A 20,912-nucleotide genomic window follows, 5' to 3' on the forward strand; every position below is an offset into this window, starting at 1 on the left:
TATTCCGGCTGTTAAGGCCCGACAGCCGGCTGACTGCTAACCTATGCGCAGTTGTAGTAAAGAGCGCGTGCCATGCTTACTTTGCAGCAGATGGAAGAGGTAAGGGTTCGCCTAGCGCAGCAACTGATATTCTACATGCCCGTTAAGCTGTTTCCTATTGCGCAGAAATTAGCGTTTCCGATTCTTTTAGAGTTCACACGACTAGTGGATTTTAGGAATCTGGAAATTCCACCAGAGAAGATCAAAATTACTGACTTGATCTACGAAGACAGGCTTCCGTCAGTGTTCGAGTCGTTTATCGCTCGGCGGTTTTCCGAGGGGAATAAGCAAGCGGAGTTGCGAGTAGCGGGAATCATTACACCAGATCACAAGATCGTCCTGGCAGATCGTAAAACGGCAGAGGGATTTCTAATAAAGGCAAACTCAGCGGTTTGGTATGAAATTGTAGCAAGCCTGCAATCGGATTGGAGCCAAGCGTATTCACTTTCTGCGACGCGTTGGGAAGAGATCGTCGCTGGTGCCTTCGATAAAGCGGGGTTCGACGAGGTGACATTAACGCCACGCTCAGGGGATCACGGACGGGATGTCATAGCTGTTCGAAGGGGGTTGGTTGCATCAAGATCATAGGATCGGTGAAGGCGTATAAGCCGAGGAACGAGGTTTCATATGATGACATTCGTGCATTGCTGGGCGTACTCAGCGGGGAGCAGAATGCCTCTAAGGGAATCCTGACTACAACGTCGGACTTTCCGCCAAGGCTAATATCTGATCCGTTCATAACTCCCTTTCTGCCGACGCGTCTCGAATTGATGAACGGTGACAGCCTTCAAAAGTGGCTTGGTGGCCTCCTGAAAAAATAGGCTTCTCCCGTTCGGATACATGCCTCTACGAGAGAGGGCTTGGGTCCGGACTTAATTGATCCACCAGGTAATCGCAGCGGCGAGGAGGATTGCGGACAGGAAGATGTCCGCGCGCTTGTCGCATCGGGTTTAGGGAATATCGAAGGTCCGTATGAACCCGTGCGATCGATTGTTGTCGTAGAGCCGGAGGGAAAGATCCGATTTGGGCATCCAGACGCGGCCGACCTCGACCGCCAGGGAGGCGGGAAGCGCGGGAAAAACATGCAGCAGCGTTCCCTCGCCATGCCGAGCCTTGATGCGGTCGTAGAGCCGTCGGAGTTCGCGCCGAAATGCGGCCTGATCGTCAGCTCGCCGCAAGACGTCGTTGTGAGGTTGATCCGCGCAGAGCGACCAGATCGCGGCTTCGTCGCCGAGAACCGCCTGGAGTCGCGCGTCGGTCACGGTAGCGCTGACACCGAGCTTTAGCGCGACCGAGCCTGACAGCCCGATATCCGGTTCGGTGACCTGGAATGTGATCGGGGGGCCATCGGACGCCCATCGCCAACTCGCGGGTTCGCGATGCCTTTGATGAACGACGGCCGGAACGATATCGCAGAGCAGCCGGCCAAGCTCGATCAGCAGCGGCTGCGGTGCGAGTGCGAATACGCTTAGATGCCTAATCTCCTGTCGCTCTACGCGGCCTCGCACCTTCGCTTCGAACTGGCGTCTCAGGTTCTCGCGCTGGACCGTCCAATAGGCAGGCTCGTTGTCTCGAAACGCACAGCCTACCATTTCAAGATCCAACCTCTGGCCGCTGGCTGGGTGGCGGTCGGGCGGCATCGCCGAAAAGATCGCCTGCGTCGATACAAGCGCCTCGTTGTCACAAATGCTCGCCCCAAACCTGATGACGTGAGATGCCCGGTCTTCGTCGATGCCGGCAACGATCGCGATCCGGCCCTCGTGCTCGGCTTTCATAGTTAGCAGAACAGATTCCGGATGATCGGCGACGGCGTCAAGATCGATCAGCTTGTGATGTCGGGCGCACATCAACATTAGATTTTCCAGACTACGCGCGAGCTGAGTCGACCGGATCGGATCGCCGCGCGGGCCGCCTTCGACGTCAGCCACGATGTGTGCGATGAAGCCGAAGATCCCGTCTTGCCGCCCGGCCACCAGGTCGCCGACCAAATCAGTATTGCATCCACGATATTGGCAGCGGCCAGCAGCCCGCGCCCACAGCGCCGATTGGACCTTTTGCGGAATGCTGCTCTTAGACACCGACGCCACCTGCTACGACGTGGCGGCCGCTCGCTGTCCATTGACCCGTTGCGCGCCAGCCCTCGTAAGCGGCAAGCCACTCGATCACCCAGGGCACAGTTGTCTGCGAGAGGCTGTCGAACGGCGACCAATCGTCGGAATCGGGATCGAGCATGCATAGCGTCACTTCGCCATCCGAACCGTAGTACACGTGAGGGAGCCTACCCTCCGGGTCGCCCGGACGGTGCCGTAACGGCGGTGACAAGACTTTGACGCATGGCTGGAGAATGCGCACGTCGAGCCGTTCGATCACCAGCGGCGCTCGATAAGTGATCTCGACCTGAAACGTCTGAAGCAAAGGCCGGAGAGGGCCCTGCCACGCCGCGATTGCGCCGTGGCGGCCGATGAGTTTCAAGTTCGGCCACAAGGAAGCCATGTCAGTGATCTGGGCGTCGACCGTCATCACCACTTATCGGCGCTCTCCCATGTTGGTGTGTGCGCGAGCCGCGACTGGCGCCAGGCTGGTCGCCGCGCCGATGATCGCCGGCGCGGCGGGAACGAACAGGCCGCCGGAGCGCGTATAACCATGCTGCCGTGATTGAACTTGGCGCCCGAGCCGCTGGTTGAAAGCTTTGACAGAACGCGTGACGACCCGGTCCCCGAACTGCCCGCGCAACCACTCCTGCAAGTCCTCCAGCTGCACGTCGCCGGTGCGGGCGGCTTCGAGCCCGTTAGCGAGGGTGTGCAGGTGGCGAGAATAGGTTGTCTGTTGCAGCTGAGATTCTGGCCAACGGTCGGTGAAACGCTCGACCGGAAATTCGGGGTTGGGCACGACCAGGAGCTGGCCGCGCTTCGCGGCGTCGTCGATCGCGCGGGCCGTCCAGCGCGCCTGCCGGATCAGCATTTCCGCAAGCCTCATGCCCGGACGGGCGGCATGGCCGGCATGGCACGACAACATCACCGATGGCGGGATCCGGCCCGTCTCGGTCGCGTAGGCGATGTTGCGGTGCCGCTTGATTAGCTGCAGCGCGACCGTCGTCACGCTCTTGATGATGAGCGGCGTTTGCGGCGGAACGTCCTCGACGTCCGCTGCGGCGAAGGCGATTCCGGCCTGTTCGTACAGCTGACGATTCAGCGCCAGCGCGAACCGCTCCTCGGTAGGCGTTCGGGCGCAATACCACTTCCCGAAGGCATATGAGTTCATCGGCACATAGCGCGCCGGGTCGCTGCGAGTCCCCTTCTTCGCATGCGGGATCTCGCCTTCCTTCTCCTTCGGCGCCCGCCGCCGCGACGGCGTAATGTCAAGATGCATGCCGTCGGCGTAGTAGAGCGTGATGCACCGAGTTTGGCGCACGACCTTGCTTACCGGGTAGCTCTCGAGTGCGGCTTCCAGGTCATCCAGCAGCGCCTCGGGACCGAGGTCGGGGCCTTCGATCTCGGCGACGATATCGAGATCGTACTCGTCGTCCGTGCCGCGGGTCGACGTGGTTGCGTCGATTGCCATGGAGCCCTGGGGATAGAAGCAGGCGACCCTGCCTTCGAGCGGACTACCGGGTCGTTCGATGTAGCGTCGGACCGCCTCATATCGCTCGACCGCCTTGGCATGCAGGCCGGGCGGAAGCTGAATATTGATGGCAAGCTCGGCGAGTACCGCGTCCAGCGGGTCGGCAAAGGGATCATCAGGCCGATCATCGCGGCGCAGGGACGGAAAATTCGACATCGATATTGGTCCTCTTCTTTGAATGACCTCCGCGCGCCGATCCGACCGGATCGCCCTGGTGAGCGATCCGTTGGGTTATCCTTTCGGCGGGAAGGGATCGTTTCCGTAGGAGTTGGCGTCGCGAATGCGGCCATCGGGACGGTGGATGACGACTTCGCCGTGCTCGCGAAGCGCAGTGCTACGCGCCGCCTCCGTCGCCTCGGCTTGGGTGTGATGGGTGGACCCCACCCGCAACGCCCCCTCACGTCGGGTTGCCCAACCTGATTCGTGCGGCACGACATGAATGCGCTTCGACATCTCGGTTCCTTCGCCTCGTCGGTGAGCGTCGCGCTCTCCGGCGGGATATGGATTCCTGAGATTGGCCAATATGTCAAGTAATGATCACACTAGTAAGTTTGTAATAAGCACATAATGTTTGCGGGATTGACATTATGCCCGAAGCAGCGCAAACATCGGCGATGGCGGGCAATCCGGTCTATATAGCGTTCGGCAACGCGGTCTCGACGCGGCGCAAGGCTCTTTCGCTGACCCAGGCCCAGTTGGCGAGCAAAGTTAAGATGTCTCGCGCGTCGATCGCCAACATCGAGAGCGGCCGGCAGAACATATTGCTGCACCATGTCTATGCCCTCGCCACCGCGCTTGATTTCGCGAAGGTCGCCGACCTGCTGCCGCCAATGCCGCATAAGTCCATCGGGGAGGAATTGAAGATGACGCTGGTCAATGAGAAGCTTTCGAAGGAGTCGCTGTCCGAGAACGCGGGCGCCCAGGTCGCTGATTTGATCAGCAGCGCGCTCGCGCCACGCCGCGGCTCTAAGGTCGGATCGTGAGGGACGCTGATCCAGGTCGAGCGCGCGAAGCTGCGCGCTCGATCCTTCGGGAGTTCGGCGTTTCAGCGCCGCCCGTCCCTGTCGAACGCATCATTAAATCGCGCAAGATCGTCCTTCAGTACGCACCGCTGGAGGAGGATCTTTCGGGCATGGCCTATATCAAGGACGGCATCGGCATCATCGGCGTCAATGCGCTACATCATCCCAACCGCCAGCGTTTTTCCGCCGCCCATGAACTCGCCCATCATGTGCTGCACGACGAAGACATCAGACAAGCCGTTCACGTCGACAAGGGGATACGCGTTCTCTTCCGAGATGATATCTCAGCGCTCGGAACCGAACCGATAGAGATCGAAGCCAACGCCTTCGCCTCAGAGCTGTTGATCCCCGGCGACCTCTTAGCCGCCGTCTTGGAAGGCGGTGGTGTGGATCTCGAGGACGAGGCAGCGATTGAGGGTCTCGCGCGCCGGTTTAGGGTAAGCCCGGCGGCGATGCGTTTCCGGTTGACTCGTTGGTAGCACACCCATGAGCTTCGTCTTTTTCGACACCGAGACGACGGGGCTTAAGCGTGGCTTCGATCAGATTCTCCACTTCGCCGCTGTTCGCACCGATGAAAACCTGAACGAGGTGGCTCGGTTCGAGACGCGCTCGCGCCTTCAGCCACATGTGCTTCCCCATCCTTCGGCGCTTCGGACGAACGGATTGCCGATCGAGTCGTTGACTGATTCCAGCCTGCCGTCGCACTACACCATGGTAGGAGATATTCGCCGGACCTTGATTTCCTGGAGCCCTGCGGTTTTCGTCGGCTTCAACTCCATCCGCTTCGACGAGGAGATGCTGCGCCACGCCCTCTTCCAGTGCCTATATCCGGCATATCTGACAAGTAATCATCGAAACTGCCGCGCCGATGCGCTCAGTCTGGTGATGGCCGCCGATGCCGTGTCGCCTGCGCAACTAGTTGTGCCGGTCAGCGAAGAAGGGCGGCGGACATTTCGCTTGCAACAGTTGGCGGCGGCAAATGGCGTCGCACATGCTCGGGCACACGACGCGATGTCCGATGTGCTTGCGACGCTCGAACTGAGCCGATTGGTCTATCGAAGGTCTCCGGAGTTGTGGCAGCGCTTCGTGCGCTTCTCGAACAAAGCGACCGTCGCGGATTTCATTGAGGTCGAAGACGGCTTCGTGTTGACCGAGTTTTTCGGCGGCCAAGCTTATCATACGTCGGTCGTCTGCATCGGCAGGGATCCCGATCAGGCCAATGGCCGGCTTTGCTTGAGTCTCAACGAAGACATGGGCCGGCTTGCCGCGATGAGCGATCTCGAACTGCAAGTTCATCTGACGCAGAAGCCAAGTCCGATTCGTCGCTTCAGGATCAATGCCGCGCCCACGCTGACGGCGTTCTACGACGCTCCCGAGCATATGCTGGATGGCGGTTCGATGGGCGCCACCGGAGACCGGGCCTGTCTCATGAAGGCGGACACTGGTCTGTGCGCGCGGCTTGTGGCTGCTTACATGGCTGCGCGCGAGCCCTACGCATTATCTCCGCACCTCGAAGAGCGCATCTATAGCGGCTTTCCCGGTCCTGCTGATGAGGCACGCATTGCCGCGTTCCACGATGCGCGATGGGAGGACCGCCTCGCGATCGTCCAGGGCATGGAGGACGAGCGACTGCGCTGGTTCGGGCTCCGGTTGATCTATTTCGAAGCGCGCTCGGTTCTCCCCGAACCTACTCGATTGGAGGTCGAGCGCTACTTGACCGATCAGATGACAGGCGACGGTTCGGGCTGCCTCACCATCGATCAGGCGATGGCAGAGACGGAAAGGGTGCTTGGCGAGTTCGCCAGTCCAGATGATCTTCTGATCCAATATCGCACGTATCTGCAGGATCGACTGGCGCGGCTTGAGGCCTATCGGACACGGCTGATTGCCTGAACCGACCGGTTCGGAGCGCTCAACTCAACGTCGCCTTCTCTGCGCTGAGTATTTGGTCACGGACGGAGTGCCGCGAGGACATGGCGTCAGTGTTGAGCCGACTTATGATGAAAGCGGTGGTCTGACGGTGCACCGCTGAACAGGGGAAACGCAGCGCGGTTCGCGATTTTAGCTCCCTATCATTCCGAGCACAGCAACCGAGTCGTTGTCTCGAGCGTGCCAGCGGATTGAGTCATCATATTAGAGCGCGATTTTGTTTTTCTCAAGCTAGCTCACGTTCAGTTCTTTCGACGCACTACAAATCACCAGATTTCCCCGATCCCATGCGTCAAGCTCGTCCACCGGGTATAAGACGGCTTTGCCGATCTTGATGTATGCAGGCCCAGTTCGCATTGCGCGCCAATTCCGCAGCGTACCCACGGAGACCTCGCCACGGTATCGTGCAGACACTTCCTCCGGTGTCAGGAATTTGGACTCCGTCATTCGTCTTCTCCATCACTCCGCCGCACGAAACGTCACGGTCGAGATGACTGAGATGTTGGCACCCAGAATGACGGAAGAAAACGATATTCTCGATGACCCCGCATAGCTCGCGTCAAACGCGAGCGAGTTAACGCGTCAGCCTGCGTTGATAGCCGCAAGATAGCGTAACGGAGCGCAGCAAAAATACTTGCGGCTCTCGGCCGCAGGTACACTGACCAATCGCGAAGATCGGAAGGTCGTCCTTGTAGGAAGTGTCTTTGGTTAGAAATGCCTTGAGCTGATCGTCTCCCAACCCGTATCCGTTGTCTTTGCAGGAAACGATCATGGACTCTCGGTCGTCGAGCATGTCAGCTCGAATAAATTAGACGTCGATTTCAACCAGCATGTCCGTTTCAGAGGCGTCTTCGTGCTTGCGGATAAGGAATGAGTCGGTCGCATTTGAGATCGGTTCCTCAAAAACGACATACAGGTTCGAGCTGATCTTCGTATTCTTGATGCTGCCCCTGATATCGAACGTCATTTTCGTTTCAATCGCTGACGTTGTGGTCTGTGGAGGATCGTTCTGCCGGTGTGTGGGACGTCAAGTCAAGCTGTCGTATGAAAATGGCGAAAGCACCCGCCAGTTGGCTCCGATGTTCAGTTCCCCTTGTTTGCGCGCGCACTAACTTTCCGAGCTGGTCCATCGGGTTACGCAGCCTGTTGCTCCGATGATATGGCGAATTCCGGCGGTGCGCCTTTGAGGGGAAAGCCTTCCCCCTGGTCGGCGCCGCGGTCGCCGACGCACCCCCTTCTGCGGGGAGACCCCGCAACGCCCCCATTAGAGTGAGAGGACGGATCGGCTTCGCCGTGACGGGTTGATGATCGGAGGAGAGGCCTCCGGCGCCCGTCATGGAGATTGTCCCATGACCCAAGCAGAAGTTTTGATCGCTGCCCACGACTGCGCCGGCGGCTACAAGGTGGATGTGAGTCGCGGCGAGCGCATCGGCCGCGTTTCATCCGAATGGTTCTCGCGGCCGGCGGACGAACGCTATCTGTCCTTGTCGGATCTCTACTCCGCCGTGCGCAGCCGGAGCGAGCGCAGCCGGACCCGAACGGTCGAGAGCACCGCGATCCGAGTGGAGGCCAACCGCGACGATGCCGAGCGCCTGACGCTGATGCTACCCGGTTGCGACGCGCCGATCGCGCCGACTCATTGGAGCTTCGGTCAACTTGCCAGCTTGGTCGGAGCGCCGGCGGCTTACCTCCGTCAGCTTCCGGCACCGCTCGCTGGCATCAACCTGCAGTTCGGCCTCAGCTTTCATCGAGCCGAGCAGATAAAAACGCTTGAGGTGCAGGGCAGTCGCCTCGAGCTTCGCGCCGCGACGGGTCCGGAATATGGGCGTATATTTGACCACGAACTCGTGGCAGCTGTTCAGCGCATCGCCGGCAATGGCACGGGTGACACGCGCTGGAAGGTCCCAGGCGTGCTTGATTGGTCGACTGGCGTTTACAACCCGCGCGTCGACATCACCCAGGATACGACGACGCTCTACGCCTCCGATCGCGATGTCTTCCTGTTTCTGGTCGACGACCTCAATCCGATCGAGGCCGGCCGGCTGCCCGACGGCTTGCCGGACCTCTACTTCCGCGGCTTCTACTGCTGGAATTCCGAGGTGGGCGCGAAGACGCTCGGCATAGCGAGCTTCTATCTTCGCGCCGTCTGTCAGAATCGGAATTTGTGGGGTGTTCAGGATTTCGAGGAGATCACCATCCGCCATTCGAAATACGCCGCGACGCGCTTCGCCCATGAGGCGGCGCCGGCGCTGACACGCTTCGCGAACTCTTCGCCGATGCCCTTCGTCAACGGCATCAAATCGGCGCGGGAGCGGATCGTCGCCCGGACCGACGAGGACCGCAGCGAGTTTCTGCGCAAGGGCGGCTTCTCCAAGACCGAGACGGCGAAGATCATCGACACAGTTCTGTCCGAGGAAGGCCGGAAGCCCGAGAGCGTGTTTGATTTCGTCCAGGGCATCACAGCCGTCGCGCGCGACAAGACTCATCAGGACGCACGACTCGACATGGAGGCACGGGCGAAGAAGCTGCTCGACCGCGCGGCCTGATTCCCGGACAACCGGAGATACGGAACGGTGCTTTTCCGGTTCCGAGGCTTTCCGTCTTTCCTGTTCGTTGGCTTTGCGACGCCGCCCTCCAAAGTGAGAGGGCGGCGCTGCGCTTCGTGACGAGTTGATGTCGAGAGAGAGGCTCTCGGCGCCCGTCGCGGAGTATCATCCCATGGCGACTACCGTTCGCAAGATCACCCTTTCGCCCTCGCGCGATATCCCCTTCAACAGGCTCGTGCTGAGTCAGTCGAACGTCCGGCGCGTGAAGGCCGGCGTCTCGATCGAGGAGCTAGCAGAGGACATCGCCCGCCGGGGCCTTCTGCAGGGCCTCAGTGTCCGGCCCGTCGTCGACCAGGTCGGCGCCGAGACCGGCGTGTTCGAGATCCCGGCTGGCGGCCGGCGCTACCGCGCGCTGGAGCTGCTCGTCAAGCAGAAGCGCCTCGCCAAGACCGCCCCGGTGCCCTGCGTCGTCCGCGATAGCGGCATCGCTGAGGAAGACTCGCTCGCCGAGAACGTCCAGCGCGCTCCGCTTCATCCGCTCGACCAGTTCCGGGCATTCCTGGCGCTGCGCGAAAAGGGCCAGTCGGAGGAGGAGATCGCTGCCGCCTTCTTCGTCTCCGTCAACGTCGTCAAGCAACGCCTCAAGCTCGCGTCGGTTTCGCCGACGCTGCTCGACGTCTATGCGGAGGACGGCATGACGCTCGACCAGCTCATGGCCTTCGCTGTATCTGGCGACCACGAGCGTCAGGAAGTTGTGTTCGAGCGGCTGAAGGCGTCCCACGACAAGCAGCCCTACGTCATCCGCCGCATGCTGACAGAAGGCGCGGTCCGCGCTTCCGACAAGCGGGCGCTGTTCATCGGGGTTGACGCCTATACTGCCGCCGGTGGCACGGTGCTGCGAGATCTGTTTCAGGGCGACGATGGCGGCTGGATGCAGGATGTCGCGCTCGTCGACCAGATGGTGGCCGACAAGCTGAAGGCGGAATCCGAGACGATTGCCGCCGAGGGTTGGAAGTGGACCGAGGTCGCCCCCGATTTCGCTTACGGCCACGCTTTCGGTCTGCGACAACTTCGCGGCGAGATCGTCACCCTCACTGCCGAGGAGGAAGCGGCCCGCAACGCCTTGCAAGCAGAGTTCGATCAGCTGTCTGAGAAACACGCGGACGCCGATGAACTGCCCGACGAGGTCGACGAACGGTTGTCCGAGCTGGAAACAGCTTTGGAGGGGCTCGAGAGCCGGCCGGTTGTTTTCGACCCGGCCGAGATCGTGCGCGCAGGCGTCTTCGTCAGCATTGGCGCTGAAGGCGAGCTTCGTGTTGAGCGCGGCTACGTCCGGCCCGAAGACGAACCGTCGGCGGAGCCGGAGCCCGGTCTTGCTGAAGAAGATGGTGAGGCCGAACGGGCCAAGGCCGCGAGCTACGAAGGCGGCGAGCGCAACGTGTCGGTCGAGCCCGGCGCCGAGCAGGAGGAGGACGAGGGCCTTTCGCCCATCTCCGACCGGCTGATGACCGAGCTCACCACCCATCGGACACTCGGCCTGCGTCATGCCCTCGGTGAGCAGCCGCAGGTCGCCTTTCATGCGGCCCTGCATGCTCTGACATTGAAGACCTTCTACCACTACGGCTCGGATAGCTGCCTGGAGCTGGATCTGAAGAGCGTGAGTTTCGGCGCCCAGGCGCTCGGCCTGAACGACAGCGCCTTAGCCGAGGCGATCCGCGCTCGGCACGAGCGCTGGGCGAAGGCTTTGCCGAAGGAATCGGCCGACCTCTGGGACGCACTTCAGGCGTGGGACGGCGACAGCCAGGCGATGCTCTTTGCCCATGTCGTCAGCCTGTCGGTCAACGCCGTGCATGAACCCTGGAATCGGCGGCCGCGTGCGCTCGCTCACGCCGACCGTCTCGCCCGGGCTGTCGATCTCGACATGGCTGCGGCGGGGTGGAAACCGACCGTAGACAACTTCTTCGGTCGGGTGACGAAGACGCGAATCCTCCAGGCCGTGGTGGAGGCAAAAGGGCAGCGCGCCGCCGATCGGATCGAGCATCTGAAGAAGGGTGACATGGCTGCCGAGGCGCAGACCTTGCTCACCGACACGGCCTGGCTGCCCGAACCGCTTCGCACGCTGGGCCGAGCCATTGGCGACGAACCGGCGGTCGAATCTATAGTCGAGGAAACTCCAGAGCAGCCTAGCGAAAACAAACTGGAAGACGAAGAAGAGCGGACCGCCCACAATCAGCGAGCCGGTGAGCAGATTATGGCAGCCGAATAAGCCGTCGAGAGCAACAACAAGGTCCGCTGGCGACGGCGGACCTTTTCTTTTTGGGGATGACGATGGCCGATAACGCACACGATCTCGCACGGCGTCTCGGCCGGCAGGCTGAGTCCGTGTGCCGTCACTACCTCTCTGCCGGACGACGGGAAGGTAGCTATTGGCTCGTCGGCGACGTCCGCAATACGCCTGGCCGCTCAATGTTCGTGCGGCTCAAGCAGTCGGCGAAGGGAGCCGCCGGCAAATGGACCGATGCCGCCACCGGGGAACATGGCGATTTGCTCGATGTCATTCGCGAGAGTTGCCGCCTGGTCGACTTCAAGAACGTCCTCGACGAGGCGCGCTTGTTTCTCAGCTTGCCGCATCCAGAGCCCGAGCCCAATCAGCCGCGGCTCCGCAATTCCAGCGCGGCACGAGGATCGCCGGAGGCCGCTCGTCGGCTCTTTGCCATGTCGCAGCCGATCGAACGCACACTCATAGAAGCGTATCTCCGCAATCGCGGCATTACGTCTTTGCACGAAACCGGAAGCCTGCGCTTTCACCCACGTTGCTACTACCGGCCCGACGACCACAGCCCGACCGAGACCTGGCCGGCGATGATCGCCGCCGTCACCGATCTGTCCGGCGAGCTGGCTGGCGTACACCGCACCTGGCTCGACCCGCATGGTTTCAGCGAGGCGACGCTGGGCAAGGCGCCAATCGACACGCCAAAGCGGGCGATGGGCGACCTGCTTGGTCACGCTGTTCGATTTGGCGTCGCTGGTGAAGTCATGGCGGCCGGTGAGGGCATCGAGACGATGCTGTCGCTCCGCTGCGCCCTGCCGACCATGCCGATGGTCGCAGCTCTCTCGGCAGCGCATCTCTCCGCCGTCCTTCTTCCGGATACGCTCCGCCGGCTCTACATCGCCCGGGACGACGATCCTGCCGGTGACGGCGCCATGGCGACCTTGATGGATCGGGCGCAGGAGGCCGGCATCGAGGCAATCGTGATCTCGCCACAGCTTGGCGACTTCAACGAGGATCTTCGCCTGCTCGGATTTGACGCCCTTCGGGCCGCAAGCCGCGTACAGATCGCGGCGCAGGACGTCGCGCGCTTTATGGAGCTGGCGGCATAGCCGAAACGGGATGAGGGGCGACGCGGCCGCTTCGTTACCGCACGGTCGGTGAACGTGTTTCCCCTCGGCGCCAGAGGACTGCCCCACGGCCTTCTGAGAGGGCGATCGGGCGGCAGGCGGCCCGGACCGGCAACCTCGTGGGCCGACTATTTTCCGTCGGCGGCAGAGCCGCCTTTACATCGCGAGACAAAATAGTCGGCCCCCTTCGGTCCTCCGCCAAGGCTCCGGCCCTCCGCTGCGCTGCGGGTGCAAGTCCGTTCCGCCTGCCGCTTTCGTCGCCATGAAGGCCGCGATGGGCGCGGTCGATCCGACGAGGGAAAACCGCAATGACCGCCGACCACGACAACGATTTCGAGCCGCACCACAGCTCATCCCCGACCGACCAGGTCCTCCAGGAACTCCAGCTCCATGGCTACCGTCCCTTCCACGATGATCCCGATCCCCGGGGGCTTCCTGAAGCGCGAATCCTCGCCGGCAGCGTCGCCGACATCTTCGATGCCCTGGTGGTGGCGCTGTCCGATACCCGTCTTGAGCCCGACCTCGACGACCTGCTCTGGTCGATGGTAAACGTCTTCCATCGTGCGATCGACAGGATCGAGCGCGAGCTCGACGATAACGAGCTGGCCCAGCAGCGCTCGCAGCGGGAGCAGGACGGCAGCGAAATCAAATCCGTCGAGCTGGAGCGTCTGACGGCAGAAGGGCAAACGCTGATCGAGCGACGCAACGCCTTCGAGCTGATGCGCGACCAGGCCGCCGACGAGTTCGAACGCCACGCCCATTCCGCATGGCGGCCGCGCAACGGATCGAAGGTCAACCACCGCAATCTGACGTCAGCGATGATCGACAGCCGCGATTTCCTGGCCGCGAAGAAGCGCGCCGAAAATCAGGTGCTCATGCCACGCGGACCGAAAGTCGCGCTCACCGGTGGACTCGACTTCAACGACTACCGGCTAATTTGGGCTAAGCTCGACCAGGTGCACGCCAAGCACCCGGACATGGTGCTGCTGCACGGCGGATCGCCCAAGGGCGCCGAGCTGATTGCCGCCAAGTGGGCCGACAATCGCAAGGTCCCGCAGATCGCCTTCAAGCCCGACTGGACAAAGCACGCCAAGGCCGCGCCGTTCAAACGCAACGATGCGATGCTGGAGACGCTACCCATCGGCGTGATGCACTTTCCTGGCACCGGCATCCAAGACAATCTCGCTGACAAAGCGAAGAAGCTAGGCATCCCGGTCTGGAGGTACGGCGGCTCGTGAGCGCCGCCGTACCTTGTCGTGCAGAACGACAGACGAAATGAGAGCCCAATCGTGCCATGAAATGCCTAGCTGCCCTCAGGCGTCCTGATCATAGTAATGTGAGTCATCAATGGCGCCCGACGTCTCCAGCTCCGGCCGCATATAGCCGGTTCGACCGGCCACACGCTCAAATGTTATCATCGTCGTGAAAGCGATCGAATCCCCGTGGAACGGCTTATCCGGATCGTTCTCTCCATTGAGAGAACCTGAGACATTTGCCACGAGCACATCGTCTCCGACGTCTAGGCTTACTTTGTCTATGTAAAGCTCGTCAAAAAAAGCATTCGTCATAGCCATCTCACCCGAGAGAGCGTCCTCGATCATCATGGGATCTTCTTGAATGAAGGATACATCGATATACTCCTCGAGATCTCGGGTGTACCAAACCTCACCTGAAAAGTAGCCGTTTGCGTTAAGAAAGCTCGAGAGCAGCGAAGCCAGCTCGTCAACATTGGGTAGACCTGCAGGGAGACCATTGAGGTGCTGCACGCGCTGATCCATCAAGCGCAGATCAGGCATCAGGATCGCGGCTTTATCCAAAGCCGCAAGCTGATACTTCGGCTCGGCCCTTAGAGCCGCCGCGGTACCATAGCCGAAATACGCAGCCACGATCTCGTGGGCGTGACCTGATCCGAGCTTGCCGCCGGCCAGATCGTTGAAGGTCATACGCAGAAAGTCTGCGCACTTCTTTTGGATGGTAGACATGGCAAATCCATTTCACACCGGCGTCTTAGTGGCAGTCACAAGCGCTTCATGACCACCGCGCGCCGGCAGAATGGTTGCCGTTCGGGTGTTCGATTGGGAAATCGAGATGCCGCCTTTTGGGTCGCTTGCAGCCCGGGCGATCGGCTCCTGACGCTCAATATGGTCATTTTGTCATTCGCCCGCAACCGGATTTGTGACGATTCCGGTCGCTGGCATTTGCTGCTATACTGCGTTTGCGCCGTGGTGGTGGTGGAAGGCGCGACCGTCAGACCCCTATCTCACGGAGCCCACCACCATGATTGCCTTGGGACCACTGCTTATTTTCCTCGCCATAGGCTTCTTCGCCTGGCTACTCTTCACGCTTGCGGTCTTCGCGGTGCCCGTCTTCGCCGGCGTGACGATTGGTCTTCGGGCCTTCCACACAGGGGCTGGCGCTCTGGGCGGAATCGCGGTTGCGTTCGCGGCTGGCGCCGTAACCTTCGGCATCGGCCAACTCGCGCTCGCCCTCGTGACATGGGCTTGGCTGCGGCTCTTAATCATCATCCTCTATGTCGCGCCCGCGACCGTCGCCGGTTACAGCGCGACGCATGGAATCGCCCAGATGGCGATGTCTTCGCCCACCTGGCAAACGGTCTTCGCGATCGCCGGGGCCGTTGCGGTCAGCATCACGGCCTTGGCTCGCTTCACCGGCATGGCCGCAGACGGGCCGGCAAGATAGCGCTTGACGCCGGGCTGATATCAATACCGGGGCGGGCCCGGCAGGAACCTAATCCGGCCGGATATCACGAAGGCTTCGAAGCTTACCGCCGATCGATGTGGACGCAGATACAATCAGCATCATGGGGCGTTCGAGTTCTTCGGCCAATTGCGGCATCTGCTGGATCTGCTCGCGTGTTGGGGCAAACTCCTCGATCCGCCGAATTTGAAGGCCTGCGCCGATCAGCGTATTCAAGGTAGTGCCAAGTGTCCTGTGGTATTTCAGAACGCCCTTGGCAAACCAGTCCGTCCGACGTTCGCCCTCGACGGAATATCGATTGACCGGCCAGGTTTTGCGGCCCTCCTCATCGGAAATCCAGTGCGGATGTGCCGCGGCCATGAAGATCGGATGCTCAATCGTAAAGACGAAATGCCCGTCAGGAACGAGCGTTTTGCGGATCACATGTACGAGACGGCCAAAGTCCTGAACATAGTGAAAGGTCAGTGCGCTGTAGGCGAGGTCGAAAGCCGCCTCAGGGAGGTCCAGTGTGTCGAGATCGGCGATGCGATACTCAATGGCCGTATCCGCTGTGTCCGCCCTGGCACGCTCGATCATGTTCTGCGACAGATCGAGACCCAGAACCGAGGCCGCGCCCTGCTCGCGCATCCAGCGCGAGGCCCAGCCGAAGCCACATCCGAGATCAACGACACGTTTCCCGACCAAATCGGGCAGCATGGCCCGGATCGCCGGCCATTCAGGAGCGCCGTCCAGCCCATGCACCTGCCGGGGCAATTGGCTGTAGCCAGCGAAGAAATCGGGATTGTCGTAGATATTCTGCGCCATATCTGCCTGCTATTCGGCTTTTCGCTCTGTGCCGCTCCGGATGATTCTTACGCATCCAAGTCGAATTGTCGCAGTGGGCTGCGCCATTTGACGAGCCTATCCGGTCAAGCTGCTTCTCGCGCCGGAAACGAAAAACCCCGGCATGAAAGCCGGGGCTCCCGTGATGCCACGACGTACATCCGGCCGCGACAAGCAGGCGACAGTTAGCACGGAGTTTTCGAAGAAAATGTGACCTTCGCCTCGTCGTTCTTGAATGCCGGCCGATTTCAGCGTGCTCGTTCATTTCATCGAGTGGGGCACTCTATTTCTTCTGTCCAAGACCTACGAACGGGCGGGACAACGGATCCCATCGAGCCGCTTTCGCGCGGAGACTTGCGATCGGCTCGTTCAATGATTTAGATGGGAAGGTGTTTTTTCTTTTTGGAGCAAATGACGTGGCGTTAGGGACTGTTAAGTGGTTCAACCCGACCAAAGGCTATGGGTTCATTGCGCCGGACGACGGTGGCAACGATGTTTTCGTGCACATCTCGGCGGTAGAGAAGGCCGGCTATACCTCGCTTGTTGAAGGCGCGAAGGTCAGCTACGAGCTGGTGATGAACCGCAGCGGCAAACAAGCCGCAGAAAATCTCCGCCTAGGATAAGGCGCAGCTCGACGTCCTGGCATACTTTGAGCTAGCCTGAATCTCGTGGTTTTGAGACCTTTGGAAGATATCCTAGTTGGCGCTCGAGGGCGGCCAAAGTCGAGTGGGCTGAATCCAAACGTGCGGTCGCCTCAGTTAGGTTGGCCCACGCTTCGTTCTGCCGCGAGACAGCTGCCGAGCCGATCTTAATGCTATTCTTAAGACACCGCGTGTCTTGGCTGCGTAAGGCGCGCCCCAATTCAGGCAGTATCCTGGTCACCGCTCGATGCGCGGAACGTTCTTTTCGCTCCAGGCGGCCGACCACGGCGAAGGCCTCACGATAGTTCCATATCGCTTCGATGGCTCTGTTTTCAAGATCGCTTTTGTCGCTCATCCGGTTCTCTTCTCACTCGAGCTCTTAGCGGTCATCATTTGCGCGAGATCCTCCTCTGGGTCCGCGCGGCGAATTGTCGTAACCCCTGTAGGGGCGGGAAGGCCTGGCGCAAGCCGGCAGCGTCCATTGGAAGGGGCTGACTCGATCAGACATCCAGCGTGCTCGCATTCTAGTCTGTGAGCTTCACACAGAGCGGCCAAGCATCGAGACACGACCGATCATCGCAGAGTGGCAGTTTCGTGGCAGTCGTTGTGCGGCATCGACCAAACGGTGACGGATCACAACTACGGCCAGCCGCTCTCGTGAATGGGGCGTGCTGCCGACGCGCGATCGCGGAAGCGGAGATCCGTCCGTCTCGATTACAGAGGGCTAAGCAGCATTGGATTCGTTGGGCCAGCTCTCTCGGTGGGCTCCCAAATCGCCACGTTCTCCTTGATGTCAGCTCTGTTTGGATCGAGCGCACCAACGGCCTCTTCGATGGATGGATCTGGCCGAAGGACGGCTGAAGCCTCGACCGCCTTTGGCGCAACAGCGGCGTCACAACTTTCTTCCCCTGCCGGCTGCGCCGCCATTCCTCGCGCGAGACAAGAAAGTTCCTCCTTTGCTGTCCAGCCCCTTCGGGGTGCGCCGTCGATCGCCTCCGGCCTGTCGATCACCATCGAGGCCGCAAGGTGCGGGCTCGAAAACAGAGATCAAGGAGAACTACCATGGCGACCATCGGCACCTTCAAGAAGACCGGCAACAACGAGTTCAACGGCGAGATCGTCACTCTCTCGCTCCAGGCGAGGAACGTCCGCATCGTCCCCGAAACCAGCCGCTCGGGCGACAACGCCCCCAGCCACCGGATCTATGTCGGCCGGGTCGAGATCGGGGCCGCCTGGTCCAAGCGCTCCAACGAAGGCCGCGATTATCTCGGCCTCAAGCTCGACGATCCGAGCTTCACCGCCCCGATCTTCGCCAACCTCTTCGCCGATGAAGAGGGCGAGGGCTTCAGCCTGATCTGGTCTCGCCCCAACCGTCGCAACGGCGACTGAGCCGATCCGCAATGCCCCGCCCGGCTGGCCCGGGCGGGGCACCGCCACGCTGAGGAAGCGCGAAGGCACCTCGTTTGCCGTGACGGCGCAAGCGGCAAGGGCGTAACCGATGCCGATCAGCGGCCGCGTGCCGATTTGATTGGACGTCTTTGGTTGGCCTCGATCACGCTCTCGACGATGTCTTCCCAGTCCGGACAAATGGCGACGAGACGATCCAGCACTGTGGGATCCCGTTCGATCTGGCCAAGCGCCTGAGCGCGCCACTGGTCGTTGAAACTAATGCTCATCAGTCCCAGGCATTCGACAACCGAACTGTCGGGGAGCAAGTGCTCCATCGTTGCCGTCACTATGCCGGTCCACTGTTGGATCAGATGCCACGGCTCCGCCTCGCGCCGCGCCTCCAACTTCTCTCCGAGCAGGCCAATCAGCGCAAAGAACCGCGTTGGCCAAGGTTGCGGCCTGAGTTCCGTGACCAGAGCATCCACTGTCTCGCGAATGTCGGCTGGCAAGTGCTCGTACAGAGTCATGAGGCCTACTCCATCTCCCCAGCATGCTCGTCCGTTTCTGAACTAGGCATGCGCTTTGGAGACAGATCAGATTTACGTAAAGCCGACTATCAACTTATGCGTGAGGCAATGCGGAGTTGATTCACGACGTGCCGGTGTTGCGGTGGGGCACAAAATTGTCGCGTCATCGAGCCCGATGGGAATGAACCGTCGTTCGCTTGACGAGATCGGTTGCTTCGACGCCGAGCGCCTCCGCGATTCGGCCAAGCACGGTCACGCTGGCCGACACATCTGCGCGTTCAATTGCGCCGACGTAACGGACGCTTAGTCCAGCGCCATCGGCCAACTCTTCCTGCGTCATTTTCTTCACATGACGTATCCGACGCAGATTGACCGCCATGACCTCCTTGAGATCCATGGCCACAAGGGAACTCACATCGGAATGATCGTTCCAGGAACGATCGTTCCGATTCGTGCGTCACTGTGCTATTCATATCGTCTGGCTAGGCCCTGGTGTGCCGCTTCCGGGGAGCGCCGCGATGCGATCTGCGCATCACGGCACAATTCGAGTGTGACGATTTCCCAGCTTGCAAAGTTCTGGAGCTTAGATGAATTCTAATTGCTGCATCAATGCTGAGGGGCAATTGCAATGAACGGCGCGCCATTCCAGGACCGGCCGCCAATAACGGATCGCGTCAACGCCTATGACGAGAAACATCTTGCTATCTACGTTCGGTTGTTGATGGCCGAAGAGGAGGGCGCCGACTGGCGCGAGGTGGTCAGCGTGATCTTCGGCCTCGACCCCACGCGCGAACCAGATCGTGCCAAAAATGTCCATGATAGCCATCTCGCCCGCGCGCGATGGATGGTGGAAGCCGGATATCAGGGCCTTTTGGAACCGCGGATGCAGTGATTTGCGCCCCAATCACGCAAATTGCGATCTCGCGTGATGCAACCTCCGGGTCTGGTCTCTTGTAGCGTCTTTAGGGATCGTGGTGCGGGGCACAGAACAAAAAGACGAGAAGACAGACCATGCCGACCCAGTACTGGCGCTCGCCGGAGACCATCGAACGCCTGAATCGTCTTGAGCGCCCGGGTTTTGCCCTCGAATTCCTTCGTCGCAATGCCGACTACCGCCGCGACTTCGCCCGCACTGAGCGACAGATCGCGCGCGGCGAATCCGATCCCAACACCATCCGAACCAGTTTCGCACGTCGATGGAGGTTGCGGTGTCGCCCATGACCCCGCCTCTCCGGTTTGGCCCGAACCAGCCATTTGGCTGCCCGAGGCATCACCGGGAACATTGATCCTGACGCCCGCGCCGCCGGACTTCGAGACCGTTCATTCGATTGATCGCAACGCTTTCGGACTGTCGATCGTCGGGCGGACAGATGCTGACGGTCGCGAGCTGGTTGTCGCCGACGGCTCGGGTGAGCTCCATGTCAGTTTGCGCGACGAGCAGGCCGCGCGCCGTCCCGCCGTGCTTGTGCCGCTCGACGGCATGGGCGAACTGCGGGCCGACGTGGCGCTACACTTCGTGCGTCGCCTCAGCGGCCAGCGCACCGGTCTTCTCCCGGCGGCGCTGCGGCTGACGTCGTTTCAGAAACGGCGACTGATTCAGCTCCTGCACGCCTTCGACGTCCACGACCTGGGTGGCGGCCCGCGAGACGTGGCAGCGAAGGTGCTCGCCTCCGACCACGCTCAGCGCCGCTCGGTCGAGTGGAAGGATTCTCATGCCCGCCGCAAGGCGAACCGGCTCATTCACGATTCAATCGCTTTGGTCGAGCGCGGCTATCTGAAACTTCTACGCGGCCTCTGATCGGCTCCCCGATTCCTTCAAGCCATCGACCTGATGAGTTAGTTGCGCCCCGGTAGTACGCCTGGCTTCGCCTGGTTGCGACGATGGGGGGACACAAACGTACGTCAATTTTCGTCCACCCCCAACGCCTGAACTCTCCGCCACTCTGGCCCGGACATGCCGCGACTTGGCCGCGGCACTTCGAGGCAAGACGGAGATCTCCCATGCTCGACAGGCCTGCGCAACTCGCCACCCGTTACGTGCGCACCCCCGAGGCCGCGCGCCTCCTCGGCATCTCGCCGCGCACGCTTGAAAAATATCGCTGCCATGGCAATGGCCCGACTTTTCGCAAGCTCGGCGGCCGCGTTGTCTACGCCATCGGCGATCTCGAAGCCTGGGCCGATCAGGCCGCCTGCAGCTCAACGTCGGATCCGCGCTACCTCGAAGCGCGCGCCGCCGGCAACGCGCATCGCTAAGGCAAC

Annotated in this window: 26 protein-coding genes; 16 read left to right on the forward strand and 10 right to left on the reverse strand. The window is 60.9% G+C overall.

Going from position 1 to position 20,912, the window contains the following annotated elements; genetic code table 11:
- The first annotated feature begins 72 nt into the window (after window positions 1-72).
- Together LPJ38_RS06820 and LPJ38_RS38250 are read left to right on the forward strand one after the other, a co-directional pair.
- Window positions 73-627, forward strand: coding sequence for a restriction endonuclease (locus tag LPJ38_RS06820; RefSeq protein WP_011082907.1), 555 nt, complete (start codon window positions 73-75; stop codon window positions 625-627).
- A gap of 5 nt (window positions 628-632) precedes the next feature.
- Window positions 633-860 carry a restriction endonuclease gene (locus LPJ38_RS38250; RefSeq protein WP_071908403.1) on the forward strand — a complete coding sequence of 76 codons (228 nt, stop codon included), beginning with the start codon at window positions 633-635 and terminating at the stop codon, window positions 858-860.
- A 129-nt stretch (window positions 861-989) separates the two neighbouring features.
- On the opposite strand, the gene LPJ38_RS06825 is transcribed toward LPJ38_RS38250, so the two are convergent.
- The 4 genes from LPJ38_RS06825 to LPJ38_RS06840 form a co-directional block, all read right to left on the reverse strand.
- Window positions 990-2,126, reverse strand: a complete 1,137-nt coding sequence (locus tag LPJ38_RS06825; RefSeq protein ID WP_011082906.1) for an SAVED domain-containing protein — start codon at window positions 2,124-2,126, stop codon at window positions 990-992.
- Window positions 2,110-2,559, reverse strand: coding sequence for a type II CBASS E2 protein (locus LPJ38_RS06830; RefSeq protein ID WP_231088585.1), 450 nt, complete (start codon window positions 2,557-2,559; stop codon window positions 2,110-2,112). The genes LPJ38_RS06825 and LPJ38_RS06830 overlap by 17 nt, the downstream gene beginning before the upstream one ends.
- A gap of 6 nt (window positions 2,560-2,565) precedes the next feature.
- A complete protein-coding gene (locus LPJ38_RS06835) occupies window positions 2,566-3,816 on the reverse strand; it encodes a nucleotidyltransferase domain-containing protein (RefSeq protein WP_011082904.1) in 1,251 nt (416 codons plus the stop codon).
- A gap of 75 nt (window positions 3,817-3,891) precedes the next feature.
- Window positions 3,892-4,113, reverse strand: coding sequence for a DUF2188 domain-containing protein (locus tag LPJ38_RS06840; RefSeq protein WP_011082903.1), 222 nt, complete (start codon window positions 4,111-4,113; stop codon window positions 3,892-3,894).
- Window positions 4,114-4,247: 134 nt separating this feature from the next.
- Between LPJ38_RS06840 and LPJ38_RS06845 the strand changes: the two genes are divergently transcribed.
- Genes LPJ38_RS06845 through LPJ38_RS06855 form a run of 3 tightly spaced genes read left to right on the forward strand, consistent with a single transcriptional unit; the run spans window position 4,248 to window position 6,575 of the window.
- Window positions 4,248-4,643, forward strand: a complete 396-nt coding sequence (locus tag LPJ38_RS06845; RefSeq protein ID WP_011082902.1) for a helix-turn-helix transcriptional regulator — start codon at window positions 4,248-4,250, stop codon at window positions 4,641-4,643.
- Entirely contained in the window at window positions 4,640-5,161 is a 522-nt protein-coding gene (locus LPJ38_RS06850) for an ImmA/IrrE family metallo-endopeptidase (protein WP_011082901.1), read from the forward strand. The genes LPJ38_RS06845 and LPJ38_RS06850 overlap by 4 nt, the downstream gene beginning before the upstream one ends.
- 7 nt (window positions 5,162-5,168) lie before the next feature.
- Window positions 5,169-6,575: an exodeoxyribonuclease I gene (locus LPJ38_RS06855; RefSeq protein ID WP_011082900.1), complete on the forward strand. Its 1,407-nt coding sequence runs from the start codon at window positions 5,169-5,171 to the stop codon at window positions 6,573-6,575.
- Between the two features lie 267 nt (window positions 6,576-6,842).
- Here the strand turns inward: LPJ38_RS06855 and LPJ38_RS06860 are convergent, their stop codons facing one another.
- On the reverse strand, window positions 6,843-7,058 hold the full coding sequence (locus LPJ38_RS06860) for a helix-turn-helix transcriptional regulator (protein ID WP_011082899.1): 216 nt from the start codon (window positions 7,056-7,058) through the stop codon (window positions 6,843-6,845).
- A 902-nt stretch (window positions 7,059-7,960) separates the two neighbouring features.
- Between LPJ38_RS06860 and LPJ38_RS06865 the strand changes: the two genes are divergently transcribed.
- From LPJ38_RS06865 to LPJ38_RS06880, 4 genes are all read left to right on the forward strand, one after another.
- Window positions 7,961-9,157 carry a hypothetical protein gene (locus LPJ38_RS06865; protein WP_026192137.1) on the forward strand — a complete coding sequence of 399 codons (1,197 nt, stop codon included), beginning with the start codon at window positions 7,961-7,963 and terminating at the stop codon, window positions 9,155-9,157.
- A 172-nt stretch (window positions 9,158-9,329) separates the two neighbouring features.
- Window positions 9,330-11,423: a ParB/RepB/Spo0J family partition protein gene (locus LPJ38_RS06870; protein WP_014490278.1), complete on the forward strand. Its 2,094-nt coding sequence runs from the start codon at window positions 9,330-9,332 to the stop codon at window positions 11,421-11,423.
- Between the two features lie 56 nt (window positions 11,424-11,479).
- Entirely contained in the window at window positions 11,480-12,538 is a 1,059-nt protein-coding gene (locus LPJ38_RS06875) for a DUF7146 domain-containing protein (protein ID WP_011082896.1), read from the forward strand.
- Between the two features lie 326 nt (window positions 12,539-12,864).
- Window positions 12,865-13,794 carry a DUF2493 domain-containing protein gene (locus LPJ38_RS06880; protein WP_011082895.1) on the forward strand — a complete coding sequence of 310 codons (930 nt, stop codon included), beginning with the start codon at window positions 12,865-12,867 and terminating at the stop codon, window positions 13,792-13,794.
- Window positions 13,795-13,869: 75 nt separating this feature from the next.
- Here LPJ38_RS06880 and LPJ38_RS06885 read toward each other — a convergent pair whose 3' ends face one another.
- Window positions 13,870-14,538, reverse strand: a complete 669-nt coding sequence (locus LPJ38_RS06885; protein WP_011082894.1) for a hypothetical protein — start codon at window positions 14,536-14,538, stop codon at window positions 13,870-13,872.
- Window positions 14,539-14,833: 295 nt separating this feature from the next.
- On the opposite strand from LPJ38_RS06885, the gene LPJ38_RS06890 reads away from it, so the two are divergent.
- Window positions 14,834-15,256 (forward strand): hypothetical protein, encoded by a 423-nt coding sequence (locus tag LPJ38_RS06890; RefSeq protein ID WP_014490276.1) that lies wholly within the window; start codon window positions 14,834-14,836, stop codon window positions 15,254-15,256.
- A 48-nt stretch (window positions 15,257-15,304) separates the two neighbouring features.
- On the opposite strand, the gene LPJ38_RS06895 is transcribed toward LPJ38_RS06890, so the two are convergent.
- Window positions 15,305-16,078, reverse strand: coding sequence for a class I SAM-dependent methyltransferase (locus tag LPJ38_RS06895; protein WP_011082892.1), 774 nt, complete (start codon window positions 16,076-16,078; stop codon window positions 15,305-15,307).
- A gap of 434 nt (window positions 16,079-16,512) precedes the next feature.
- Here LPJ38_RS06895 and LPJ38_RS06900 point away from each other — a divergent pair, with 434 nt between their 5' ends.
- A complete protein-coding gene (locus tag LPJ38_RS06900; protein ID WP_014490275.1) occupies window positions 16,513-16,719 on the forward strand; it encodes a cold-shock protein in 207 nt (68 codons plus the stop codon).
- Between the two features lie 31 nt (window positions 16,720-16,750).
- On the opposite strand, the gene LPJ38_RS06905 is transcribed toward LPJ38_RS06900, so the two are convergent.
- On the reverse strand, window positions 16,751-17,092 hold the full coding sequence (locus LPJ38_RS06905; RefSeq protein WP_011082890.1) for a hypothetical protein: 342 nt from the start codon (window positions 17,090-17,092) through the stop codon (window positions 16,751-16,753).
- Window positions 17,093-17,799: 707 nt separating this feature from the next.
- Between LPJ38_RS06905 and LPJ38_RS06910 the strand changes: the two genes are divergently transcribed.
- Complete coding sequence (locus tag LPJ38_RS06910) at window positions 17,800-18,126, forward strand: DUF736 domain-containing protein (RefSeq protein WP_011084751.1); 327 nt, start codon at window positions 17,800-17,802, stop codon at window positions 18,124-18,126.
- Between the two features lie 116 nt (window positions 18,127-18,242).
- Here the strand turns inward: LPJ38_RS06910 and LPJ38_RS06915 are convergent, their stop codons facing one another.
- Both LPJ38_RS06915 and LPJ38_RS06920 read right to left on the reverse strand, forming a co-directional pair.
- Window positions 18,243-18,653, reverse strand: a complete 411-nt coding sequence (locus LPJ38_RS06915; protein WP_011082888.1) for a hypothetical protein — start codon at window positions 18,651-18,653, stop codon at window positions 18,243-18,245.
- A gap of 163 nt (window positions 18,654-18,816) precedes the next feature.
- Window positions 18,817-19,050 (reverse strand): helix-turn-helix domain-containing protein, encoded by a 234-nt coding sequence (locus LPJ38_RS06920; protein ID WP_016841283.1) that lies wholly within the window; start codon window positions 19,048-19,050, stop codon window positions 18,817-18,819.
- A gap of 231 nt (window positions 19,051-19,281) precedes the next feature.
- Between LPJ38_RS06920 and LPJ38_RS06925 the strand changes: the two genes are divergently transcribed.
- From LPJ38_RS06925 to LPJ38_RS06940, 4 genes are all read left to right on the forward strand, one after another.
- Window positions 19,282-19,545, forward strand: a complete 264-nt coding sequence (locus tag LPJ38_RS06925; protein ID WP_011082886.1) for a hypothetical protein — start codon at window positions 19,282-19,284, stop codon at window positions 19,543-19,545.
- 119 nt (window positions 19,546-19,664) lie between these two features.
- Window positions 19,665-19,874: a transcriptional regulator domain-containing protein gene (locus tag LPJ38_RS06930; RefSeq protein ID WP_014490272.1), complete on the forward strand. Its 210-nt coding sequence runs from the start codon at window positions 19,665-19,667 to the stop codon at window positions 19,872-19,874.
- A 61-nt stretch (window positions 19,875-19,935) separates the two neighbouring features.
- Window positions 19,936-20,451, forward strand: coding sequence for a DUF2285 domain-containing protein (locus LPJ38_RS06935; protein ID WP_014490271.1), 516 nt, complete (start codon window positions 19,936-19,938; stop codon window positions 20,449-20,451).
- 203 nt (window positions 20,452-20,654) lie between these two features.
- Window positions 20,655-20,906, forward strand: a complete 252-nt coding sequence (locus LPJ38_RS06940) for a helix-turn-helix transcriptional regulator (protein WP_014490270.1) — start codon at window positions 20,655-20,657, stop codon at window positions 20,904-20,906.
- Window positions 20,907-20,912: the final 6 nt, after the last annotated feature.

The organism is Bradyrhizobium daqingense, from assembly GCF_021044685.1.
Lineage (GTDB): Bacteria > Pseudomonadota > Alphaproteobacteria > Rhizobiales > Xanthobacteraceae > Bradyrhizobium > Bradyrhizobium daqingense.